We start from the raw sequence: 17,126 nt of genomic DNA on the forward strand, positions 1-17,126 counted from the left end.
GTCGATCACCAGGTGTGGGGGTCACGCTTCGAGTATGGAACGCCGGGCGCCGATTCGACCCGACCGTTCTTGCTCCGGCCGGGGCCCGGCGTTCAGTCGCGATTCAACAGCGGGATGAGCTCCTCGGTCTTCTCCGGGGTCCAGCCCGGAGGCTGCAGAATCTCGGCCCACGCTGCCGGGATCGCGGCCAGGTAGAAGTGGCCGTGGCCGTCGGGGACCCCGGTCGACACTGCCATGTCTGCACTGACCTGGAGAAAGGTCACGAACGGGATCCAGCTCATCGCCGGGAGGACGTCACGTCCGTTCTGCTCCTTCAGCCAATCGGGCTCGCGCAGGATCAGTCGCGGTGACCACCAGGAGATCGGGTCGGAGGCGTGCTGCAGGTACACCGCACGGCCGGGCACCCACTCGGCCGTGGCGGTGTAGAGATCCGGGGCATCGGCGATGAAGCGGACCTGACGTCCGTCCTCGTAGATCGGCTGCCACTCGGGTGTGCCGTCGTCGCGGTTGCCGGTCGTGTCGACCCACAGCGAGTTGTTGAAGGTCGGACCGACGAACAGCGCACCGTCGGTCCGGGCGTTGAGCGACGGGATCGTGCCGAATGCCGATTCGGCGGCGAACGATCCGAGGCTCTCACCGAAGACCACCAGTTTGGGCCGCTCGGCCTCCGGGATCGCACGAACCTTCTCGGACACGGCCTCGAACAGCGCCTGACCGGCTTTGCGGGCGCGCTCCTTGTCGACGAGGAACGACAGCCAACTGGGCAGGTAGGAGTACTGCATGCTCACCGTGGCGGTGTCGCCGTTGTACATGTACTCCAGGGAGTCGACGGTCGCCTGGTTGATCCACCCGGTGCCGGTGGTCGACGCCACGGCGACGACCTCCCGTTGCAGTCCACCGGTGCGTTCGAGTTCTTCGGCGGCGAGTTTCGCGTTGGCGCGCAGGTCGTCTCCCGAACCGAGTCCCACATAGGCGCGGATCGGCTCCATCGCAGGAGTGCCGTTGAACGCCGACAGTTCCTCGACGGTCGGGCCCACCGAGACGAAGATCCGGCCCTGCCGTCCGAGCGAATCCCAGGTCACCAGCGAACCGGGACCACCGGATCGCAGCGGGGAGGTCGGCGGTGTGGAATCGGCCGTGGTCTCGTCGTTGACCGCGGCGAACGTCGAGTTCAGGGCCTGCATACCGTAGTTCGCGACCACGCCGTTGAGCACGAAGACCGTCACGAGCACGGCGACGGCGATCGCCGCGACCGCGGAGATGCGTGGTGGCGCAACGCGATCGATCTTGCGGACCAGCCAGACAACGCCGTCGCCCCACGCCTGGCCGATCAGGATGAGCAGGAAGAAGACCACGATACAGATGACGGCGATCTGCGGGTAGGCGGTCCAGGACAGCAGATCGACGTCCATCATGGTGCGGATCTGATCCTGCCACCGCTGGAACATCACGAGCATGACGACGGTGCCGGCGATCGCGGCGAGGCCGAGCGCCACCCACACCCGGTGCATCGGGGCGGGCCAGGGCTTGTCGCGCGAGATCATGAAGCGGACCAGCCACGAGAAGAACACTCCGAGTGAGTACCCGAGCGCCGCCGACGCACCGCTGACCATGCCCTGAAACAGAGCGCCGCGGGGGAGCAGCGACGGTGTCATGGACAGCCACAGGAACACGAGCGCAACGCTCAGCCCCACGCAGGAGAAGCGGTCGAGGCGGCGCCGCCACCACGCCGGACGGTCGTCATCGGCAAAGTCTTCGGTGGTGTTCGGCGACTCCGCAACCGACCCCGCGGCCTCCTCTGAAGGTTCGGCAGGTTCGGCTGCGGGCTCGAGGCCCGGTCCGGTGGCAGGGGTCGACGACGACACGTGGGTTCCTCTTTTCTCGAGAACCCGGCAAACCTAGCAGCGGATGCCGGTCTGCGACATGGTCTGTGCCCACTTCGGCCCGATACTGCTCCCACACGGTTACCGCCGGCGATTCCGTGTCGCCGGCGGTTGGTCCTGCGTGCCCGATTCGGTCGGGATGTCCTACTTCACCTCGGACCGCATCACGCGGACCAGACCGATGCCGAGGGGGAGCGCGATCCAGATGACGCCGGATACCAGCAGCCGCGCCCACTCGCCGCCGGTTGCCCACTCCCCGGACTGGAAAGGCATGTTGGTCAGCGTCGTGTCGACCCACTGGCCGAGGTTGTCCTTGAACCAGGGGACCAGTTCGCTGACCACCGACAAGGCGGTCGGGAGTGCGAAGTAGGCGACGATGGATCCCGGGGTGTTGAGGATCAGGGCGGCGAAACCGAATCCGAGCAGCAGTCCGAACGCCTGGATGACAAAGGAATTGACGAATCCGGCCACGCTCAACCCCCAGGCGCCGGCCGGGTCGGCGAAGGCGACGGCGGCGATGCTGTTCCCGATGATCCCGAGGACCAGTGCCACCGCGACCGCGGCCACCGCGGTGATCATCGACGCGACCAGTTTCGCGCCGATGATTCGTTCCCGGCGGGGTTCGAGGGTGAAGGTCGTGAGCGCGGTGCGTTGGCTCCACTCGCCGGTGACCAGCAGGATCGCGAGGATCGGGAGGATGATGGCGGTGGGAATGTTCATCATCCCGAAGAACTCGCCGAGATTGAGGTTGCCGGGATCGTTCCGGTTGGCGATGAGCATCGCGACCATGATGACCGCGGCGATGACGCCGATCGATGCGGTCAGCCAGAAGCCGGCCCGCGTGTCGACGAGTTTGCGGAGTTCGACCCTGACCAGGCGCGCGAACGGGATTCCGGGACGATCGACGTCGATCCCGCCGGAGGTCGGGAGCGGCGCGCGGAAGTCGGCGACGGTCATCAGAGGGCTCCTTCGAGAGTGGGCTGCTCGCGCTGCGTGTCGGAGGTCAGCTGCAAGAACATGGCTTCGAGTTGTGCACCATCGGCGGGACGCAACTCGGTGAGGACCACGCCGACCGCCGCCGCGGCGCGGCCGACCTCCACCGGGTCCGCGTCGACGTCGAGTCCTCCAGATGAATCGGGGCGGGCCACGATCTGGGCCGCGGTGAGTGCTCGCAACAGGGTTTCGTCGTCGAGCGAGCGAACGCGCGACCCCGCGCCGGCGAGCAGTTCGGCTTTGGTGCCCTGGGCGACGATCCGGCCGTTGCCGATGACGACGATGTCGTCGGCGATGATCTCGATCTCGTGGAGCAGGTGCGAGGACAGCAGAACCGTGCCGCCACGATCGGCATAGTTGCGCAACAGAGTTCGCATCCAGTGGATACCCGCGGGATCGAGGCCGTTCGCCGGTTCGTCGAGGATGAGGATTTTCGGGTCGCCGAGCAGCGCGGCGGCGATACCGAGACGCTGACGCATACCGAGGGAGTAGTTGCGCACCCGACGCCCGGCCTCCTCCGGTGTGAGGCTGACCATCTCGAGCATCTCGTCGACCCGGTCTCCGTTGATCCCCATCGTCATCGCGGCCAGTCGGAGGATCTCGGCGCCGGTCCGTCCGGCGTGCTGCGCCGACGCGTCGAGCAGGACGCCGACCTGCGTCGCCGGGTTCGGGATGGTCCGGTAGTCGACGCCGTAGAGGTGTGCGACTCCGGAGGTCGCCGGGGTGAGCCCGGCGATGATCCGCATGGTCGTCGACTTGCCGGCGCCGTTCGGGCCGAGGAAGCCCGTGACCTGGCCCGGTCGGCAGGTGAAGGACACGTCGTCGACAGCGACGTGGTCGCCATACCTTTTCGTGAGGTTCTGCACAGTGATCATGCGTCCCATGGTCGTCGGAGCAGGTCGTCGTCCACATCGGTCGCCGGTCCACAGGTGGATCAGCCGAAAGTCGTAGACGCGCCGTATCCGATGGTCGGAGGTCGCGCATGCACAGTCCGACTAGCGTGAACGGGTGTGAAACCCGAGCAGTACCAACCCCCGCTCACCTGGGCAGGTCACGCGTGGCGACTCGCGCTCATGCTGCTGGTGTCCGCGGCCGTGTTCAGCACTCGTGCCGGATACCTGTGGAATGAGGTGCGCTGGTGGTTCTTCGCCGACCTCGCACTCGGCGTGGCGTCATACGCGGCGGTCTGGTGGCGGCGTCGGTATCCCGTCGCGGTGACCGTGTTCACCAACCTCGCGGGGATCGTGTCGACGACGTCGCTCGGGCCGGCGACTCTCGCTCTGGTATCGATGGCGACCCGCCGGCGGTGGGTCGAGATCATCCCGCTGTCATTGTTGTGCGTGGTCGCGAATGTGGTTGCGGCACTGTTCTTCTCCACCCCCGCCGAGGAGAACGATCCGGAGATCGTGGTGTACGCCGTCGTCGTCGCCATCACTGCGGCGATGGTGTCCTGGGGCATGTACATCGGCTCGCGGCGCGAACTCCTCGCGAGCTGGCGGGCGAGGGCGCTCGCGTCGGAAGCCGAGCAACAGGCCAAGGTGCAGCAGGCGCGATCGTTGGAACGTGCGCGGATCGCGCGCGAGATGCACGACATTCTCGCCCACCGGATCTCGGCGATGAGCATGTCGGCCGGGGCACTGGCCTACCGGACGGATCTGACCGGTGAGCAGGTGCGCGAGACGGCACGCACGATCCAGGAGACCTCACACCTCGCGCTCACCGAATTACGCGAAGTTCTCGGTGTCCTACGGGAGGGCCCGGGCGACGCAGCGCCGGAGGAGCCGCAGAACACACCCGACCTGATGGCGCTCGTCGACGAGGCGCAGCGGCTGGGGATGCGGGTCGATGCCAGATGTGAGATCGACGTCGCCGCACTGTCTCCGGCGATCGCGCGCACGCTCTATCGATGCGTGCAGGAGGCCCTGACCAACGCCCGCCGTCACTCTCCGAACGCGCCGGTCTCCATGCACATCCGTGGTGGCCCCGACCACGGCGTGGATCTTCTCGTCGAGAACCCGTTGCCGCTCGCGTCCGGATCCGCCCCACCCGCGCCGGGTTACGGCCTGGTCGGGCTCGCCGAGCGCGTCGGCCTCCACGGCGGGCGGCAGTCGGCGACTGTCAGCGACGACAAGAGATTCCTGCTGCACGTCTGGCTACCGTGGCAGTCATGACCGCACGCATCATGATCGTCGACGACGACCCGCTCGTCCGGTCGGGACTCCGGCTCCTCCTCGGGGGTGACGCCGGGCTCGACATTGTCGCCGAGGCAGGCAACGGGCAGGAAGCACTCGACATCCATTGCGACGATCCGGTCGACCTGATCCTGATGGACCTGCGCATGCCCGTTCTCGACGGCATCGAGGCCACCGGACGATTCAAATCACTGCCCTCGCCACCGGCGGTGATCGTGCTGACGACCTTCGACGCCGACGACTTCGTGGTCCGCGCGCTCGCGATGGGTGCCGACGGCTTTCTTCTCAAGGACACCGCGCCCGACCAGATCGTCGCCGCCATCCACAACGTGCTCGCCGGGCAACCCGCGCTGAGTCCGTCGGTCACCGCCGCGTTGATCAAACAGGTCGTCGACGGCGGGGGAGCCCGATCCGCTTCGGCGGCGAGTCGGATCGAATCGCTGACGGCGCGTGAGCACGATGTCGCGGTCGAACTCGCCCGCGGCGCGTCGAACGCAGAGATCGCCGACCGGCTCTACATGAGCCTCGCCACGGTCAAGGCGCACATCTCGCACATCTTCACCAAGCTCGACGCCTCGAACCGCGTCCAGGTGGCGATCCTCATGCACGACGCCGGAAAGGTCTGAGACCCCGCAGACGTACCGCACGGGTGAACACCCAGACGAGGATCACCATCCCGATCAGCTCGACGAGCGTCTGGGTGATCACCGTCGCCGCGGCGAGTTCGGCACCGACCGGGAGTGCCAGCGCCAGCGGGAGCACCACGAGCGAGTTGCGGGTGACGCCGGAGAACACGACGGCCGTGCCCGACTCCGCCGAGAATCGGAGGGCACGGGCGACGCCGAGTCCGACGATCGTCATCACGGCCAGGAACAGTGCATAGACCGGTACGACACCGGCGATGTCGTCGAACCGCGAATCGATACGCGGGACCTGGGATCCGACCGCCGCGAACAACACCGCCATCATCAGCGGCACCATCGTCGTCGACACCACGTCACCGGCACGACGCCCCACATCGCTGCGCGCCGCCCATGCCTGCGTGATCCAGGCAGACGCCAGCGGAAGGGCGATGAGAACCGCGAACGCCAACAGGAACGGCTCCGGATCGATCACGTCACGTCCGTCGCCGGCCAGCAACGTCAGATACACGGGGACGACGAGCATCTGGGCGAGCAACAGCAGCGGCGTCGTCGCGAGCAGCCGCTGCCTGTCGCCCCCGGCGAGGCCTGCGAAGACGACGACGTAGTCCACGCACGGACACAACAAGACCAGCAGCGCGCCTACCCGGATCGCGTCGTCGGCCGGCAACAGGGGCGACAACGCGGCGACGACGAGCGGCACGCAGACGAAGTTCACCGCCAGGACCACCGACAGGAACTTCCGGTCACGCAGGGAGGCAATAAGGTCGGTTGCTCTGACCTGGAGGAAGGTGACGTACAGCAGCGCGGCGAGCAGCGGTGTGACCGCCACATCCATGGACTCGGCCGCCGACGGCACCGTCAGCCCGAAGGTCAGTCCCGCACCGATCGCGAGCAGATACAGCACTACCTGATGCTGTTCGAGACGTTCGGGGACGTTGACGGTGTCGGGCACTGCACCATTCTGGGTCACCGCGTGGCGTTCGGCGCCACGGGTCGCGGCACTGCGCGACACTCGACGGGTGACCGCACCGTCCCGACGCCATGACGCGGTGCAGCTCGTCGCGGTCGTCGTGGCCCTGATCGCGGCCAACATCACGGCGCACCGCTCGACCGGCGTGCTTGCGGTGCTGATCATCCCCGTGGCGGCGATCCTGTTGCTGCTCATCGCGCGGCTCGGCGGCCTCGACTGGCGTGAACTGGGACTGAGCCGCACAGAACTGCGCGCGGGTGTCCCGTTCGCCGTCGCCTCGGTGATCGTCGTGGCCGCGATCGTGTCGACCGCCGTCGCGATACCCGCGACCCGCGAGTTCTTCCTCTCGGACCGCTACGACGACACGTCCGAGGCGTTGCTGGCCGCGTTCGTGGTCATTCCGCTGCAGACCGCCCTCCCCGAGGAACTGATGTTCCGCGGCGTCCTGCAGGGAACCCTCGGCCGGTTGTGCAGCCCGACCGCGACCCTGGTCTACGGTGCCGTCGCTTTCGGGCTGTGGCACGTCCTGTCCTCGACCGGCCTCACCGAGGGAAACGAAGGACTCAGTGACACTCTCGGGTCGGGCACCGTCGCGCAGGTCGCGGGCATCGCGGGTGCAGTGGTCGCGACCGGCGTCGCGGGTTTCGTCCTCGGTTGGCTACGGCAGCGCACCACGAGCCTCCTCGCACCCATCGCCCTGCACTGGGCTCTCAACGCCACCGGCGCGATCGGCGCCGCGGTGGCCTGGCAGGTGTCCTAGATCTGCTTCACGCCGTCCCGAACACCCGATCACCGACGTCGCCCAAGCCGGGCCGGATGAATCCGTTGGCGTCGAGTTCGCGGTCGACCCCGGCGGTGTAGATCGGGACCTCCGGATGGGCCTCGTGCAGGACGTCGATGCCTTCGGGGCAGGCGACGAGGCATACGAACTTGACCGACCGCGGCGAGTACTCCTTGATCCGATCGATCGCCGCGACGGCCGAGAAACCGGTTGCGAGCAGCGGATCGACGATCACCACGTCGCGCTCGTGCAGATCCGAGGGCATCTTGAAGTAGTACTCGACGACCACCATCGTCTTGGGGTCGCGATACAGACCGATGTGGCCGACACGTGCGCCCGGCACCACGCCGAGCATGCCGTCGGCGATCCCGGCACCGGCACGCAGGACTGCAGCGAACACCAGTTTCTTGCCGTCGATCACGCTCGCCGTGGTGGTCTCCAGGGGTGTGTCGATCGTGACCTCGTGCATGGGGATGTCGCGTAGCACGTCGTAGGCCATGAGGGTGGAGATCTCGTTCAGCAGGCGTCGGAAGTCGTTGGTGGACGTGTCTTTCCGCCGCATCAGGGTGAGCTTGTGCTGTACCAGCGGATGATCGATGACGGAGACGGTGCCCATGGGTTCCCCTATCGTGGTTCTCAGAAGACGGTTCCGGTGCTGCGGATCGACAAGGGCGGCAACCCGTTCCGCAGCCGGCCGGCAAGCACCCGACCGGCCGCCCAGGTTCCGCCCTCGAGGACGCAGGCCAACGGCATCGTCGCCGCGTCGGTCCCGAGCCGATCGCGGACGAGTTCGGCGATCTCGTCGAGCAGGGCGACGGTGAGGGCGCGCCATTCGATGACGATCTGGTCGCGGACCTCCCATTCGACGTCGGCCCAGTCCGGATCCCGGAGTGCGAGCACGCCCGTGTCGAGGAAGAGTCCACCGTTGCGGTATTCGGGGAGACCGGTGAGCTCGTCGAGGCCGGTGACCTCGATCCCGGCCCAGAGGAACGGTTCGAGCAGCGAGTAGGTCAACCACTGCGACAGCTTGTGGAACGGAACCCATCCGGCGGTGAGGCCTGGTCCGGTCACCGCGCGGTGAGCCCAGCAGTCACCCAGCGGCACGCCGCCGATCCTGTTGTCCGACGGCCAGATCGGGCCGAGGTGGGTCAATACGGCGCTGAGGATCTCGGCGGCGCTCACCGTCGTCCGACCACCCGCTGTCAGGTGATCGAACAGTGCGCCGGGTCGGCCGTCGGGTCCGAACACCGTCGGCTCGTCGGCGAGAACGTCGCCGAGGCGACGGAGCAGTTCGACGCGACCCTCGAGTCCGGTGAGCGCATTGGTGGGGGAGACCTGGAAGGCGCTGCCCAGACTCTCGACCGTCACCGCACGGAGGCCGGCCGCGTCGACCCGAAGTGGTTGCGCCGCATCGTCGGAGAACAACCCGGCGGTGAAGGCTGCCCAACTGGCGACGCCGAGGCCTTCCGAACGGGTGAGGACCTCCCCGGTCGACTCCTCCCGGTAGGACCACTCGGGACCGGCCCCGGCATCCAGCAGCACGCTGACCAGGACGACGTCGATGAGGGCGCGGGTGTGGTCGGTGGAATCCGCCGGCGGCAGCGCGTCTCGAAGCGATCCGAGCCGATCGACCCCGCCGGCCTCGAAATGGCGCCAGCGGCTGTGGAACGGGATCGCGCCGTCGGGATAGCGACCGCGGGTGGTCTCCACGACGGCGTCCGCGGCAGCACCGAGAGCGTCGTCGTGGACCGTGAACCAGGCGGACCGACCGTCGCGGGCGCGTTCGAGGAGCTGGCGCGAACGCTCGCGTACCGCGGTGCTCGTCCGCAGCAGCGCGGCGGCGGCGACGTCGGTGTCGGGTGTCTCGGTGGACCGGTCGGCGGTGTCGTCCCGCGCAGGGCCGTTCACTCGAGCCCCCGGCCCTTGACCTTTCGCAACGCCTCGGCGTCGGGAACCGGCCCGGGCGTGAAGTAGCCGGCGGCCATCTTGGCGTCGATCTCCACGCGCGCATCGGCCGGCACCAGCTCGTCGGGGATGTTGACCCGCTCGCCGACCTCGATACCCGAGCCGGTGATCGCGTCGTACTTCATGTTGCTCATCGAGACGAGCCGGTGGATCTTGGTGATCCCGAACCAGTGCAGCACATCGGGCATGAGTTCCTGGAAGCGCATGTCCTGAACTCCGGCAACACATTCCGTGCGGGCGAAGTACTGATCGGCGGTGTCACCGCCTTCCTGGCGCTTGCGGGCGTTGTAGACGAGGAACTTCGTCACCTCGCCCAGAGCCCGGCCCTCCTTGCGGGAGTACGCGACCAGGCCCACGCCACCGCGCTGGGTACCGCGGATGCACTCCTCGATCGCGTGCGTGAGGTACGGACGACACGTGCAGATGTCCGAACCGAACACGTCCGACCCGTTGCATTCGTCGTGGACGCGGGCGGTCAGCTCGACCGACGGGTCGGCGAGATAACGAGCGTCGCCGAAGACGTAGACGGTCTGCCCGCCGATCGGTGGCAGGAAGACCTCCAGGTCCGATCGCGTGACGAGCTCGGGATACATGCCCCCGGTCTCCTCGAACAGCACCCGCCGGAGTTCGGCCTCGGAACAGCCGAAGCGTTCGGCGACACCGGGCAGATGCCAGACGGGTTCGACCGCCGCCTTCGTCACCAGGGCGGCGCCGCTCGGGAGCAGCAGCTTGCCGTCGGGGACGAGCCGCCCCTTCTCGATGGCCTCCGCGATCTCGGGGAGGATGACGTGCGCCTTGGTGACCGCGATGGTCGGTCGGATGTCGTAGCCGGCGGCGATCTTGTCGGGGAAGCTCTCCGCGACCGTCGCTCCCCAGGGGTCGAGCGAGACGATCGCCTTCGGGTCTCCCCATTGCGGGTACGGACCGATGTGGTCGGTCGGGGAGGTGTTGGTCAGATCGGCGCGATGGTCGCGGGCCAACGCCCCGGCGGCCACCGCCAGCGCTCGGTAGACGCTGTACGACCCGCTGTGGGTACCGATCACGTTGCGGTGAGCGCGAACTCCGGTCGTCCCGATGACGGGACCGCGCTCGGCCGCGGTGGGTGCACCCCAGTGGATGGGCGGGGCGTCGACTCCGCCGCTGTGCGAGGTCAGCCGGATGTGCCCCAGGGACTTGTGCTCGCCGGACATCGCGATCTCCTTCTGCCACGACGGTCATCCGCCACCTCGAGGAAAGCGCCAGCATAGTTCCGAAATCGCGATCCTGCCGGGCAGAACGAGATCCGTCACCGCAGACGACGATGCGGCGGCACCCGAGGGGTACCGCCGCATCGTGCCCGGCTGAAACTGATCAGCTGCCGTGGGTGATCAGATGTCGAACCGGTCTGAGTTCATGACCTTGTCCCACGCCGCGACGAAGTCCTTGACGAACTTCTCCTTGGCGTCATCGGAGGCATACACCTCGGCCAGGGCGCGCAGCTGGGAGTTCGAGCTGAACGCCAGGTCGACGCGGCTGCCGGTCCAGGTCTGCTCGCCGGTCGCGCGGTCGGTGCCGACGAAGACGTTCTCGTCGTCGGTCTTGGACCACTTGGTGGACATGTCGAGCAGGTTGACGAAGTAATCGTTCGTCAGCACGCCCGGCCTGTCGGTGAGTACTCCCAGTGCCGAGTTCTGGTAGTTCGCGCCGAGCACGCGCAGGCCGCCGATGAGGGCAGTCATCTCCGGTGCGCTCACGGTGAGCAGATTCGCCCGGTCGAGCAGCTTGAACTCGGCGGGCTGAGCGAGACCCTCACCGACGTAGTTGCGGAAACCGTCGGCGGTGGGCTCGAGGTAGCCGAACGACTCGACGTCGACGTCATCCTGCCCCACGTCGGTGCGGCCCGGCGTGAACGGTACGGAGACCTCCACTCCCGCATCGCGAGCGGCCTTCTCGATGGCGGCGACGCCACCGAGCACGACGAGGTCGGCGAAGGAGATCTTCGCGCCGGCCTCGCCGGTGAACGACTCGGCGATGTGCTCCAGCTTCGCTACGATGTCGGCGAGTTCGGCGGGCTCGTTGGCCTCCCAGCTCGCCTGTGGCTGCAGACGAAGGCGACCACCGTTGGCGCCACCGCGGAAGTCGCTGCCGCGGAACGACGATGCGGCAGCCCATGCGGTCTTCACCAGCTGCGAGACCGAGAGACCCGACTCCAGCAGAGAAGTCTTCAGGGCGGCGATGTCGGCATCGGAGACGAGCGGTCCCTCGTGCACCGGCACGTTGTCCTGCCAGTCGTAGGTGACCTCGGGAACCAGCGGGCCGCGGTAACGGATCGCGGGGCCCATGTCGCGGTGGAGCAGCTTGAACCAGGCCTTGGCGAACTCCTCGGCCAGCTCCTCCGGGTGATCCAGCCAGCGACGGGTGATCTTCCCGTACTCGGGGTCGAAACGAAGTGCGAGATCGCTGGTGAGCATCGACGGGTGGGTCTTGCCGTCACCGAAGGCCATCGGCACGGTGCCGTTGCCGGCGCCGTCCTTGGGACGCCACTGGTTGGCGCCCGCAGGGCTCTTGTACAGCTCCCACTCGTAGCCGTAGAGGGTCTCCAGGAAGGCGTTGTCCCACTGGGTCGGGGTCGGGTTCCAGGTGACCTCGAGACCACTCGTGATGGTGTCGGCACCCTTCCCCTCGCCGTGCGAGCTGCGCCAGCCGAGACCGGCGTCCTCGAGAGCGGCGGCCTCCGGCTCGGGGCCGACCTGGCTCGCATCCCCGGCGCCGTGTGTCTTGCCGAAGGTGTGGCCACCGACGATCAATGCTGCGGTCTCGACGTCGTTCATCGCCATCCGGGCGAAGGTGTCCCGGATGTCGGCAGCCGAACCCAGGACGTCCGGATTACCCTCGGGCCCTTCGGGATTGACGTAGATGAGGCCCATCTGCACAGCGGCCAGCGGGTTCTCGAGTTCGCGGTCACCCGAGTACCGCTGATCGGCCAGCCATTCGAGCTCGGGACCCCAGTAGACGTCATCGGGCTCCCACTCGTCGACGCGGCCGAAGGCGAAGCCGGCGGTCTCGAAGCCCATCGACTCGAGCGCGACGTTTCCGGCGAAGACCAGCAGGTCTGCCCACGAGATGGCCTGGCCGTACTTCTTCTTGATCGGCCACAGCAGACGACGCGCCTTGTCGAGGTTGGCGTTGTCCGGCCAGCTGTTCAGGGGTGCGAAGCGCTGCATGCCGGCTCCGGCGCCGCCGCGCCCGTCCTGGACGCGGTAGGTACCCGCCGCGTGCCACGACATGCGCACCATCAGGCCGCCGTAGTGGCCGAAGTCGGCGGGCCACCAGTCCTGCGAATCGGTCATCAGGGCGGTCAGGTCCGCCTTGAGGGCCTCGACGTCGAGGTCCTTGAGTGCCTCGACGTAATCGAAGTCGGCGTCGAGGGGATTCACGACATCCGGATTGTGCTGCAGGATCTTGAGATTCATCTGGTTCGGCCACCAGTCACGGTTTCCGCCGCCCTCGGTGGGTTGCTTGGCCTTGCCGTGCATGACCGGGCAGCCGCCGGCGGTGGGTTCGGTGTTGGCCTCGGCGATCGGCGGGTGTTCTTGCGCCATGTCATTCCTTTCGGGAAATGGTGATGGAGGCTGAGCACAGCTGTGATCCCGCCCGGTCCACAGTGTGGGCCGGCCGGTCAGGTGTGTTCGGATCTTCGGTGGTTCAGGCCTTGCAGTCGGGGCAGAGGCCCCAGTACACGACCTCGGCCTCGTCGATGACGAAACCGTGGTCGTTTGATGCGGTCAGGCACGGGGCTGCGCCGACTGCGCAGTCGACGTCCCCGATCGCACCGCATGAGCGGCAGACCACATGGTGGTGGTTGTCGCCGATACGGGACTCGTAGCGGGCCACGTGTCCCGACGGCTGAATCCGCCGGATGAGACCGGCAGATGTCAACGCGGCCAACACGTCATAGACCGTCTGCTGGGAGACGTCGGCGAGTTCGGCTCTCGTCGAGCCGAGCACGGTGTCGGTGTCGGCGTGGGGGTGTGCATGCACCGCGCGCATGACCGCGACCCGCGGACGGGTGACGCGGAGTCGAGCTGCGCGCAGCTGGGTGGCGCAGTCGTCGTCGGTGAGCATGTGGACGAGTATGCACCCTTTTTTGGAATGGTTCAAGTTTAGGCCCGGCGAGGTGCCGGATGGCGGGACGTCGGAGACGTAGGATCGGCTCATGTGGAACCGACATCCTGCCGGTCGCGGGTGATGTGATGTCCCGCTACGACGAGATCGTCGACGAACTCTACGGCCTGACGCCGGACGTGTTCGTGAAGCGGCGAAACGAGATCGCCAAGGAGGTCAAAGCCGACGGTGAAACCTCTCTGGCAAAGGACATCTCGAAATTGCGCAGGCCGACGCAGGCCGCGTGGGCGATCAATCAGTGGGTGCGCGCGAATCCCGATGACTGCGACCAGGTGACCGCGCTGGCCGCGGACCTGTCTGCGGCGCAACGACGTTCGGCGGCCGACACGATGCGTGAGCTGTCCCGCCGCCGCCAGGAGTTGATCAACTCCTCCGTCGACGGGGTGGCCGGCACTGCCTCCTCGCTCGGAGTCGGGCTGTCCGACAGTGCGGTTCGCGAGGTCGCGACGACGCTGCGCGCCGCGATCGCCGACGCCGAGATCCTGGCCGACCTCAGACACGGACGCCTCGTCACCTCAGCCGAGTACAGCGGATTCGGTCCCGCAGGGGTCTTCGTCGTGCCCGATCCGCCGGACGAGTCGAAACGCAAGGACAATCACGACCACGATGCCGCCCCGGAGAACGTCGACACGGATTCGGCCGACGAGAGAGAGGACAGTGACGAGGACGCCGAGGTCAGGCGTGAACTCGAGGCGCGGATCGCCCGGGCCGAGTACGATGAGCAGTCCGCGCGTGAGAGCCTCGGCGACGCGTCTTCGGCGGTGGACGAGGCGTCCTCGGAGGTCGACGAACTCGTCGCCGAGGCACGGGACCTTCGCGAGCAGTTGTCCCGCGTCGAGGACTCACTGCGCTTCGCACGTCAGCGGTTGTCGACCGCCGAGGAGGGTCGCTCGGAGGCCAAGGTCGCCCTTCGTGATGCGGTCGCCGAGGCGAACAAGCTGAGAGCGGCGCTCGCCGATCTCTGAGTGTCTAGATCAGCCGCAGCGAGTCATCGCGTCGCAGCACGAAGAAGTACGGTGCCGGTGAGCCCTTGAGATCCATGGCGCCGAGGACTGAATCGTCAGACAGTCGGTGGAAGACATCGTTGATCGGCAGCTGGTCGTAGACCATGGTCGCGGTGTCGGTGCCGCGATAACGCGTGGTGCGCAGCCGTGCGCGCGCCTTCCGGGTCTGGCTGAGCAAGCGGGTGGCGGCGATCGGTGTCGCGAAGGACATCGCTTTCACCTGGGGTGTCTTCTCTGCGACGGAGAGACCACTGAAGGCTATCGCCGGGTTCATCGCCCAGAGTGCGGTGTGGTCGCGGGTGGGGAAGAGGAGCGGGTGGACGGTCTCGGCGTCGACGAACTGCTTGCCCCACCAGCCGCTGGCGGCGAGAAATCCGTCGAGGGGATGACCGGTCGGCAGTTCCGCTCCGCGCCAGGTGCCGATCATGAACTCCGGGTCGATCGCGTCGCAGGAGTCGAACAGATCGAGTGCCTCGGCGGTGTCGGTGGGGATGGTGGTCAGGATCTCGCGCACGTCCATGGCGCCGATCCTACGGCCAAAGACACAAGTAGAGAAGAATGTCGCAATGTCAGGAGGTCGAACCTGCGGGAACCCCGCGCGGGGCGTCGTTGCCGTCGGGTTGGGAGGTGAGCCACGCGACCGCGAAGGCCCCCGCTATCGCCCCGGCGAAACCGATGTAGGCGAGCCACCCGAGTCCGTCGACGGCGCGGTCGCCGAGGAACAGCACGCCGATCACCGACGGAATCCCGACCTCGCCCACCACGAGCACCGCGGTGACGGCGTTGACCGGACCGAGTTGGAGCGCGACGGTCTGCACGTAGAACGCGAGTGCGCCGGCTAGGGCGATGGTCCAGGCCGCCGGGTCGGTCAGCAGGGCTGCGGGGTCGAACGGGTGCACGCCGTCGAGGACGCGCACCGCCACCGCGAGGGCGCCGTACATCGCGCCGGCGAGCGCTCCCGCGAGGATCGCGCCGCGCCGTCCGAGTAGGCGGACGACGATCAGGCCGACGACCGCGACCACCGTCGACACGATGAAGAGAGCCCAGTGAAAGGTCATGTCGTGGGCGGTTCTGGCCTCGTGTGACGCCGACGCGCCGAGCATGCAGAGCGATGCCACGACGACGCCCATCGCGCCCAGGTCTCGGCCTCGGAGCTTCGTACCGAGGAGCACGCTGCCGAGAAGCGCGGTGACGATCAGATTTCCGGCGACGATCGTCTGAGCCAGGAAGAGTGGGAGCAGTCGGGCGGCGACGGCCCCGCCGGCGAAACCGAGGATCACCATGAGGGTGCCGACGAGGAAGGCGGGGTTGCGGAAGGTGTCGAGAGTCGAGCGCAACGACGGCCCGCCCTCGGCCGTGACCCCTGCGGTATCGGGCCCGGCGGCGTTCCGGGCGCCGAGCGCGCGAAGGACCGTCGACAGCCCGTAGGCCACCGCGGCAAGCGATGCCGCCACTATTCCGATCGTGAACACCGTATGAAGGTATAGGTCCTCGTGGCCCGATGCCCGGTTTCCGCGCCCGGTCCGGTGCGGCCGTCGCGCCGGAATAGTCGCTGACCGCGGGCAGTTGCCCAGATCATGACCACCTCTGAGTACGACCCGCGCGACCTTCTCGCCGAAGCACGTCTCGGCGTTCTCGCCACCATCAAGTCCTCCGGCCTTCCGCAACTGTCGCCGGTGACCCCGTTCTACGACCGCGACGCGGACACCATCTACGTGTCGATGACCGAGGGGCGCGCCAAGACGGTCAACCTACGCCGTGATCCGCGCGCGGCGCTCGAAGTGACCGGACCCGACCGGTACACCTGGGCCACCGCAGAAGGGGACGTCACGCTGATCGGTCCGAGCACCGATCCCCGCGGCCCCGAGGTGGAGGCACTCGTCGACTACTACCGGAAGGCAGCCGGCGAGCACCCGGACTGGGACGAGTACCGCAGCGTGATGGTGTCGGATCGTCGCGTGCTGATGGTGATGGCGGTCAGACGCGTGTACGGCGAACGGCTTCGCTGACCGCCGCAGAGTTTCTTTGCGATGAGGACCGTGGCTGTCCTCATCGAGGGCCACAGTGGAGGTATGAGCAGAGAGATCCAGGTGACGTTCGACTGTGCTGATCCCGCGGCCCTCGCCGCGTTCTGGGCCGAGGTCCTCGGTTACCGGATCCAGGCGCCGCCCGCAGGATTCGACACCTGGGAGGCTGCGCTGGAGGCGATGGGCGTACCGGAGGAACGCCGGAACGATGCGTCCGCGGTGGTCGACCCCGACGGTCGCGGTCCGCGGATCTTCTTCCAGCGCGTGCCGGAGGGCAAGACCGCGAAGAACAGGGTACACCTCGACATCCGGGCGGCTCCGGGCCTCGCCGGTGACGACCGCATGGCGTCCCACGAGGCCGAGGCGGCACGACTCGTCGCGCTGGGAGCGAGACGGGTCCGGCGCGTCGAGCCCGCACCTCCGCTCGGCGCCGGGCACATCGTCATGCTGGACCCCGAGGGCAACGAATTCTGCTTGGACTGACCGCATTTCGTAGAGAACGA

Annotated in this window: 17 protein-coding genes; 6 read left to right on the forward strand and 11 right to left on the reverse strand. The window is 67.5% G+C overall.

Annotated elements, in window-relative coordinates:
• Positions 1-92: 92 nt before the first annotated feature.
• The 3 genes from M1L58_RS10185 to M1L58_RS10195 form a co-directional block, all read right to left on the reverse strand.
• Entirely contained in the window at positions 93-1,865 is a 1,773-nt protein-coding gene (locus tag M1L58_RS10185) for an alpha/beta hydrolase (protein ID WP_248658809.1), read from the reverse strand.
• A 162-nt stretch (positions 1,866-2,027) separates the two neighbouring features.
• Positions 2,028-2,840: an ABC transporter permease gene (locus tag M1L58_RS10190; RefSeq protein WP_248658810.1), complete on the reverse strand. Its 813-nt coding sequence runs from the start codon at positions 2,838-2,840 to the stop codon at positions 2,028-2,030.
• Positions 2,840-3,751, reverse strand: a complete 912-nt coding sequence (locus M1L58_RS10195; protein ID WP_248658811.1) for an ABC transporter ATP-binding protein — start codon at positions 3,749-3,751, stop codon at positions 2,840-2,842. The genes M1L58_RS10190 and M1L58_RS10195 overlap by 1 nt, the downstream gene beginning before the upstream one ends.
• Before the next feature lie 135 nt (positions 3,752-3,886).
• Between M1L58_RS10195 and M1L58_RS10200 the strand changes: the two genes are divergently transcribed.
• Positions 3,887-5,047, forward strand: a complete 1,161-nt coding sequence (locus M1L58_RS10200; protein ID WP_248658812.1) for a sensor histidine kinase — start codon at positions 3,887-3,889, stop codon at positions 5,045-5,047.
• Positions 5,044-5,694 carry a response regulator gene (locus M1L58_RS10205; protein ID WP_248658813.1) on the forward strand — a complete coding sequence of 217 codons (651 nt, stop codon included), beginning with the start codon at positions 5,044-5,046 and terminating at the stop codon, positions 5,692-5,694. The genes M1L58_RS10200 and M1L58_RS10205 overlap by 4 nt, the downstream gene beginning before the upstream one ends.
• Here M1L58_RS10205 and M1L58_RS10210 read toward each other — a convergent pair.
• Positions 5,669-6,664, reverse strand: coding sequence for an arsenic resistance protein (locus tag M1L58_RS10210; protein WP_248658814.1), 996 nt, complete (start codon positions 6,662-6,664; stop codon positions 5,669-5,671). The genes M1L58_RS10205 and M1L58_RS10210 overlap by 26 nt on opposite strands.
• Before the next feature lie 67 nt (positions 6,665-6,731).
• Between M1L58_RS10210 and M1L58_RS10215 the strand changes: the two genes are divergently transcribed.
• On the forward strand, positions 6,732-7,442 hold the full coding sequence (locus tag M1L58_RS10215; protein WP_248658815.1) for a CPBP family intramembrane glutamic endopeptidase: 711 nt from the start codon (positions 6,732-6,734) through the stop codon (positions 7,440-7,442).
• 7 nt (positions 7,443-7,449) lie between these two features.
• Here the strand turns inward: M1L58_RS10215 and upp are convergent, their stop codons facing one another.
• The 5 genes from upp to M1L58_RS10240 form a co-directional block, all read right to left on the reverse strand.
• Positions 7,450-8,079 (reverse strand): uracil phosphoribosyltransferase, encoded by a 630-nt coding sequence (gene upp / locus M1L58_RS10220; protein ID WP_248658816.1) that lies wholly within the window; start codon positions 8,077-8,079, stop codon positions 7,450-7,452.
• A gap of 20 nt (positions 8,080-8,099) precedes the next feature.
• Entirely contained in the window at positions 8,100-9,371 is a 1,272-nt protein-coding gene (locus tag M1L58_RS10225) for a URC4/urg3 family protein (protein WP_248658817.1), read from the reverse strand.
• Positions 9,368-10,618 carry a GTP cyclohydrolase II gene (locus M1L58_RS10230; protein WP_248658818.1) on the reverse strand — a complete coding sequence of 417 codons (1,251 nt, stop codon included), beginning with the start codon at positions 10,616-10,618 and terminating at the stop codon, positions 9,368-9,370. The genes M1L58_RS10225 and M1L58_RS10230 overlap by 4 nt, the downstream gene beginning before the upstream one ends.
• Before the next feature lie 177 nt (positions 10,619-10,795).
• Positions 10,796-13,009 carry a catalase/peroxidase HPI gene (gene katG / locus M1L58_RS10235; RefSeq protein ID WP_248658819.1) on the reverse strand — a complete coding sequence of 738 codons (2,214 nt, stop codon included), beginning with the start codon at positions 13,007-13,009 and terminating at the stop codon, positions 10,796-10,798.
• A gap of 103 nt (positions 13,010-13,112) precedes the next feature.
• The gene (locus M1L58_RS10240) at positions 13,113-13,532 is read right to left on the reverse strand and encodes a Fur family transcriptional regulator (protein WP_006864985.1); all 420 of its coding nucleotides are present in this window, start codon (positions 13,530-13,532) and stop codon (positions 13,113-13,115) included.
• 128 nt (positions 13,533-13,660) lie between these two features.
• On the opposite strand from M1L58_RS10240, the gene M1L58_RS10245 reads away from it, so the two are divergent.
• On the forward strand, positions 13,661-14,557 hold the full coding sequence (locus tag M1L58_RS10245) for a hypothetical protein (protein ID WP_248658820.1): 897 nt from the start codon (positions 13,661-13,663) through the stop codon (positions 14,555-14,557).
• A gap of 4 nt (positions 14,558-14,561) precedes the next feature.
• Here the strand turns inward: M1L58_RS10245 and M1L58_RS10250 are convergent, their stop codons facing one another.
• Complete coding sequence (locus M1L58_RS10250) at positions 14,562-15,116, reverse strand: DUF4334 domain-containing protein (protein ID WP_006864983.1); 555 nt, start codon at positions 15,114-15,116, stop codon at positions 14,562-14,564.
• Between the two features lie 49 nt (positions 15,117-15,165).
• Positions 15,166-16,068, reverse strand: coding sequence for a hypothetical protein (locus M1L58_RS10255; protein WP_248658821.1), 903 nt, complete (start codon positions 16,066-16,068; stop codon positions 15,166-15,168).
• Between the two features lie 105 nt (positions 16,069-16,173).
• Between M1L58_RS10255 and M1L58_RS10260 the strand changes: the two genes are divergently transcribed.
• Positions 16,174-16,605 carry a PPOX class F420-dependent oxidoreductase gene (locus M1L58_RS10260; RefSeq protein WP_248658822.1) on the forward strand — a complete coding sequence of 144 codons (432 nt, stop codon included), beginning with the start codon at positions 16,174-16,176 and terminating at the stop codon, positions 16,603-16,605.
• Positions 16,606-16,668: 63 nt separating this feature from the next.
• On the forward strand, positions 16,669-17,106 hold the full coding sequence (locus tag M1L58_RS10265) for a VOC family protein (RefSeq protein WP_248658823.1): 438 nt from the start codon (positions 16,669-16,671) through the stop codon (positions 17,104-17,106).
• Positions 17,107-17,126: the final 20 nt, after the last annotated feature.

It is taken from the genome of Gordonia sp. C13, assembly GCF_023218005.1.
GTDB classification, from domain to species: domain Bacteria; phylum Actinomycetota; class Actinomycetes; order Mycobacteriales; family Mycobacteriaceae; genus Gordonia; species Gordonia namibiensis.

What these genes read in the sequence shown, in the direction of transcription:
- M1L58_RS10260 (WP_248658822.1), top strand. Translation starts at nt 16,174, where the DNA reads ATGACCACCTCTGAGTACGACCCGCGCGACCTTCTCGCCGAAGCACGT.
- M1L58_RS10245 (WP_248658820.1), top strand. Translation starts at nt 13,661, where the DNA reads ATGTCCCGCTACGACGAGATCGTCGACGAACTCTACGGCCTGACGCCG.
- M1L58_RS10230 (WP_248658818.1), bottom strand. Translation starts at nt 10,618, where the DNA reads ATGTCCGGCGAGCACAAGTCCCTGGGGCACATCCGGCTGACCTCGCAC.
- M1L58_RS10190 (WP_248658810.1), bottom strand. Translation starts at nt 2,840, where the DNA reads ATGACCGTCGCCGACTTCCGCGCGCCGCTCCCGACCTCCGGCGGGATC.
- M1L58_RS10195 (WP_248658811.1), bottom strand. Translation starts at nt 3,751, where the DNA reads ATGATCACTGTGCAGAACCTCACGAAAAGGTATGGCGACCACGTCGCT.
- M1L58_RS10240 (WP_006864985.1), bottom strand. Translation starts at nt 13,532, where the DNA reads ATGCTCACCGACGACGACTGCGCCACCCAGCTGCGCGCAGCTCGACTC.
- M1L58_RS10205 (WP_248658813.1), top strand. Translation starts at nt 5,044, where the DNA reads ATGACCGCACGCATCATGATCGTCGACGACGACCCGCTCGTCCGGTCG.
- M1L58_RS10250 (WP_006864983.1), bottom strand. Translation starts at nt 15,116, where the DNA reads ATGGACGTGCGCGAGATCCTGACCACCATCCCCACCGACACCGCCGAG.
- upp (WP_248658816.1), bottom strand. Translation starts at nt 8,079, where the DNA reads ATGGGCACCGTCTCCGTCATCGATCATCCGCTGGTACAGCACAAGCTC.
- katG (WP_248658819.1), bottom strand. Translation starts at nt 13,009, where the DNA reads ATGGCGCAAGAACACCCGCCGATCGCCGAGGCCAACACCGAACCCACC.
- M1L58_RS10265 (WP_248658823.1), top strand. Translation starts at nt 16,669, where the DNA reads ATGAGCAGAGAGATCCAGGTGACGTTCGACTGTGCTGATCCCGCGGCC.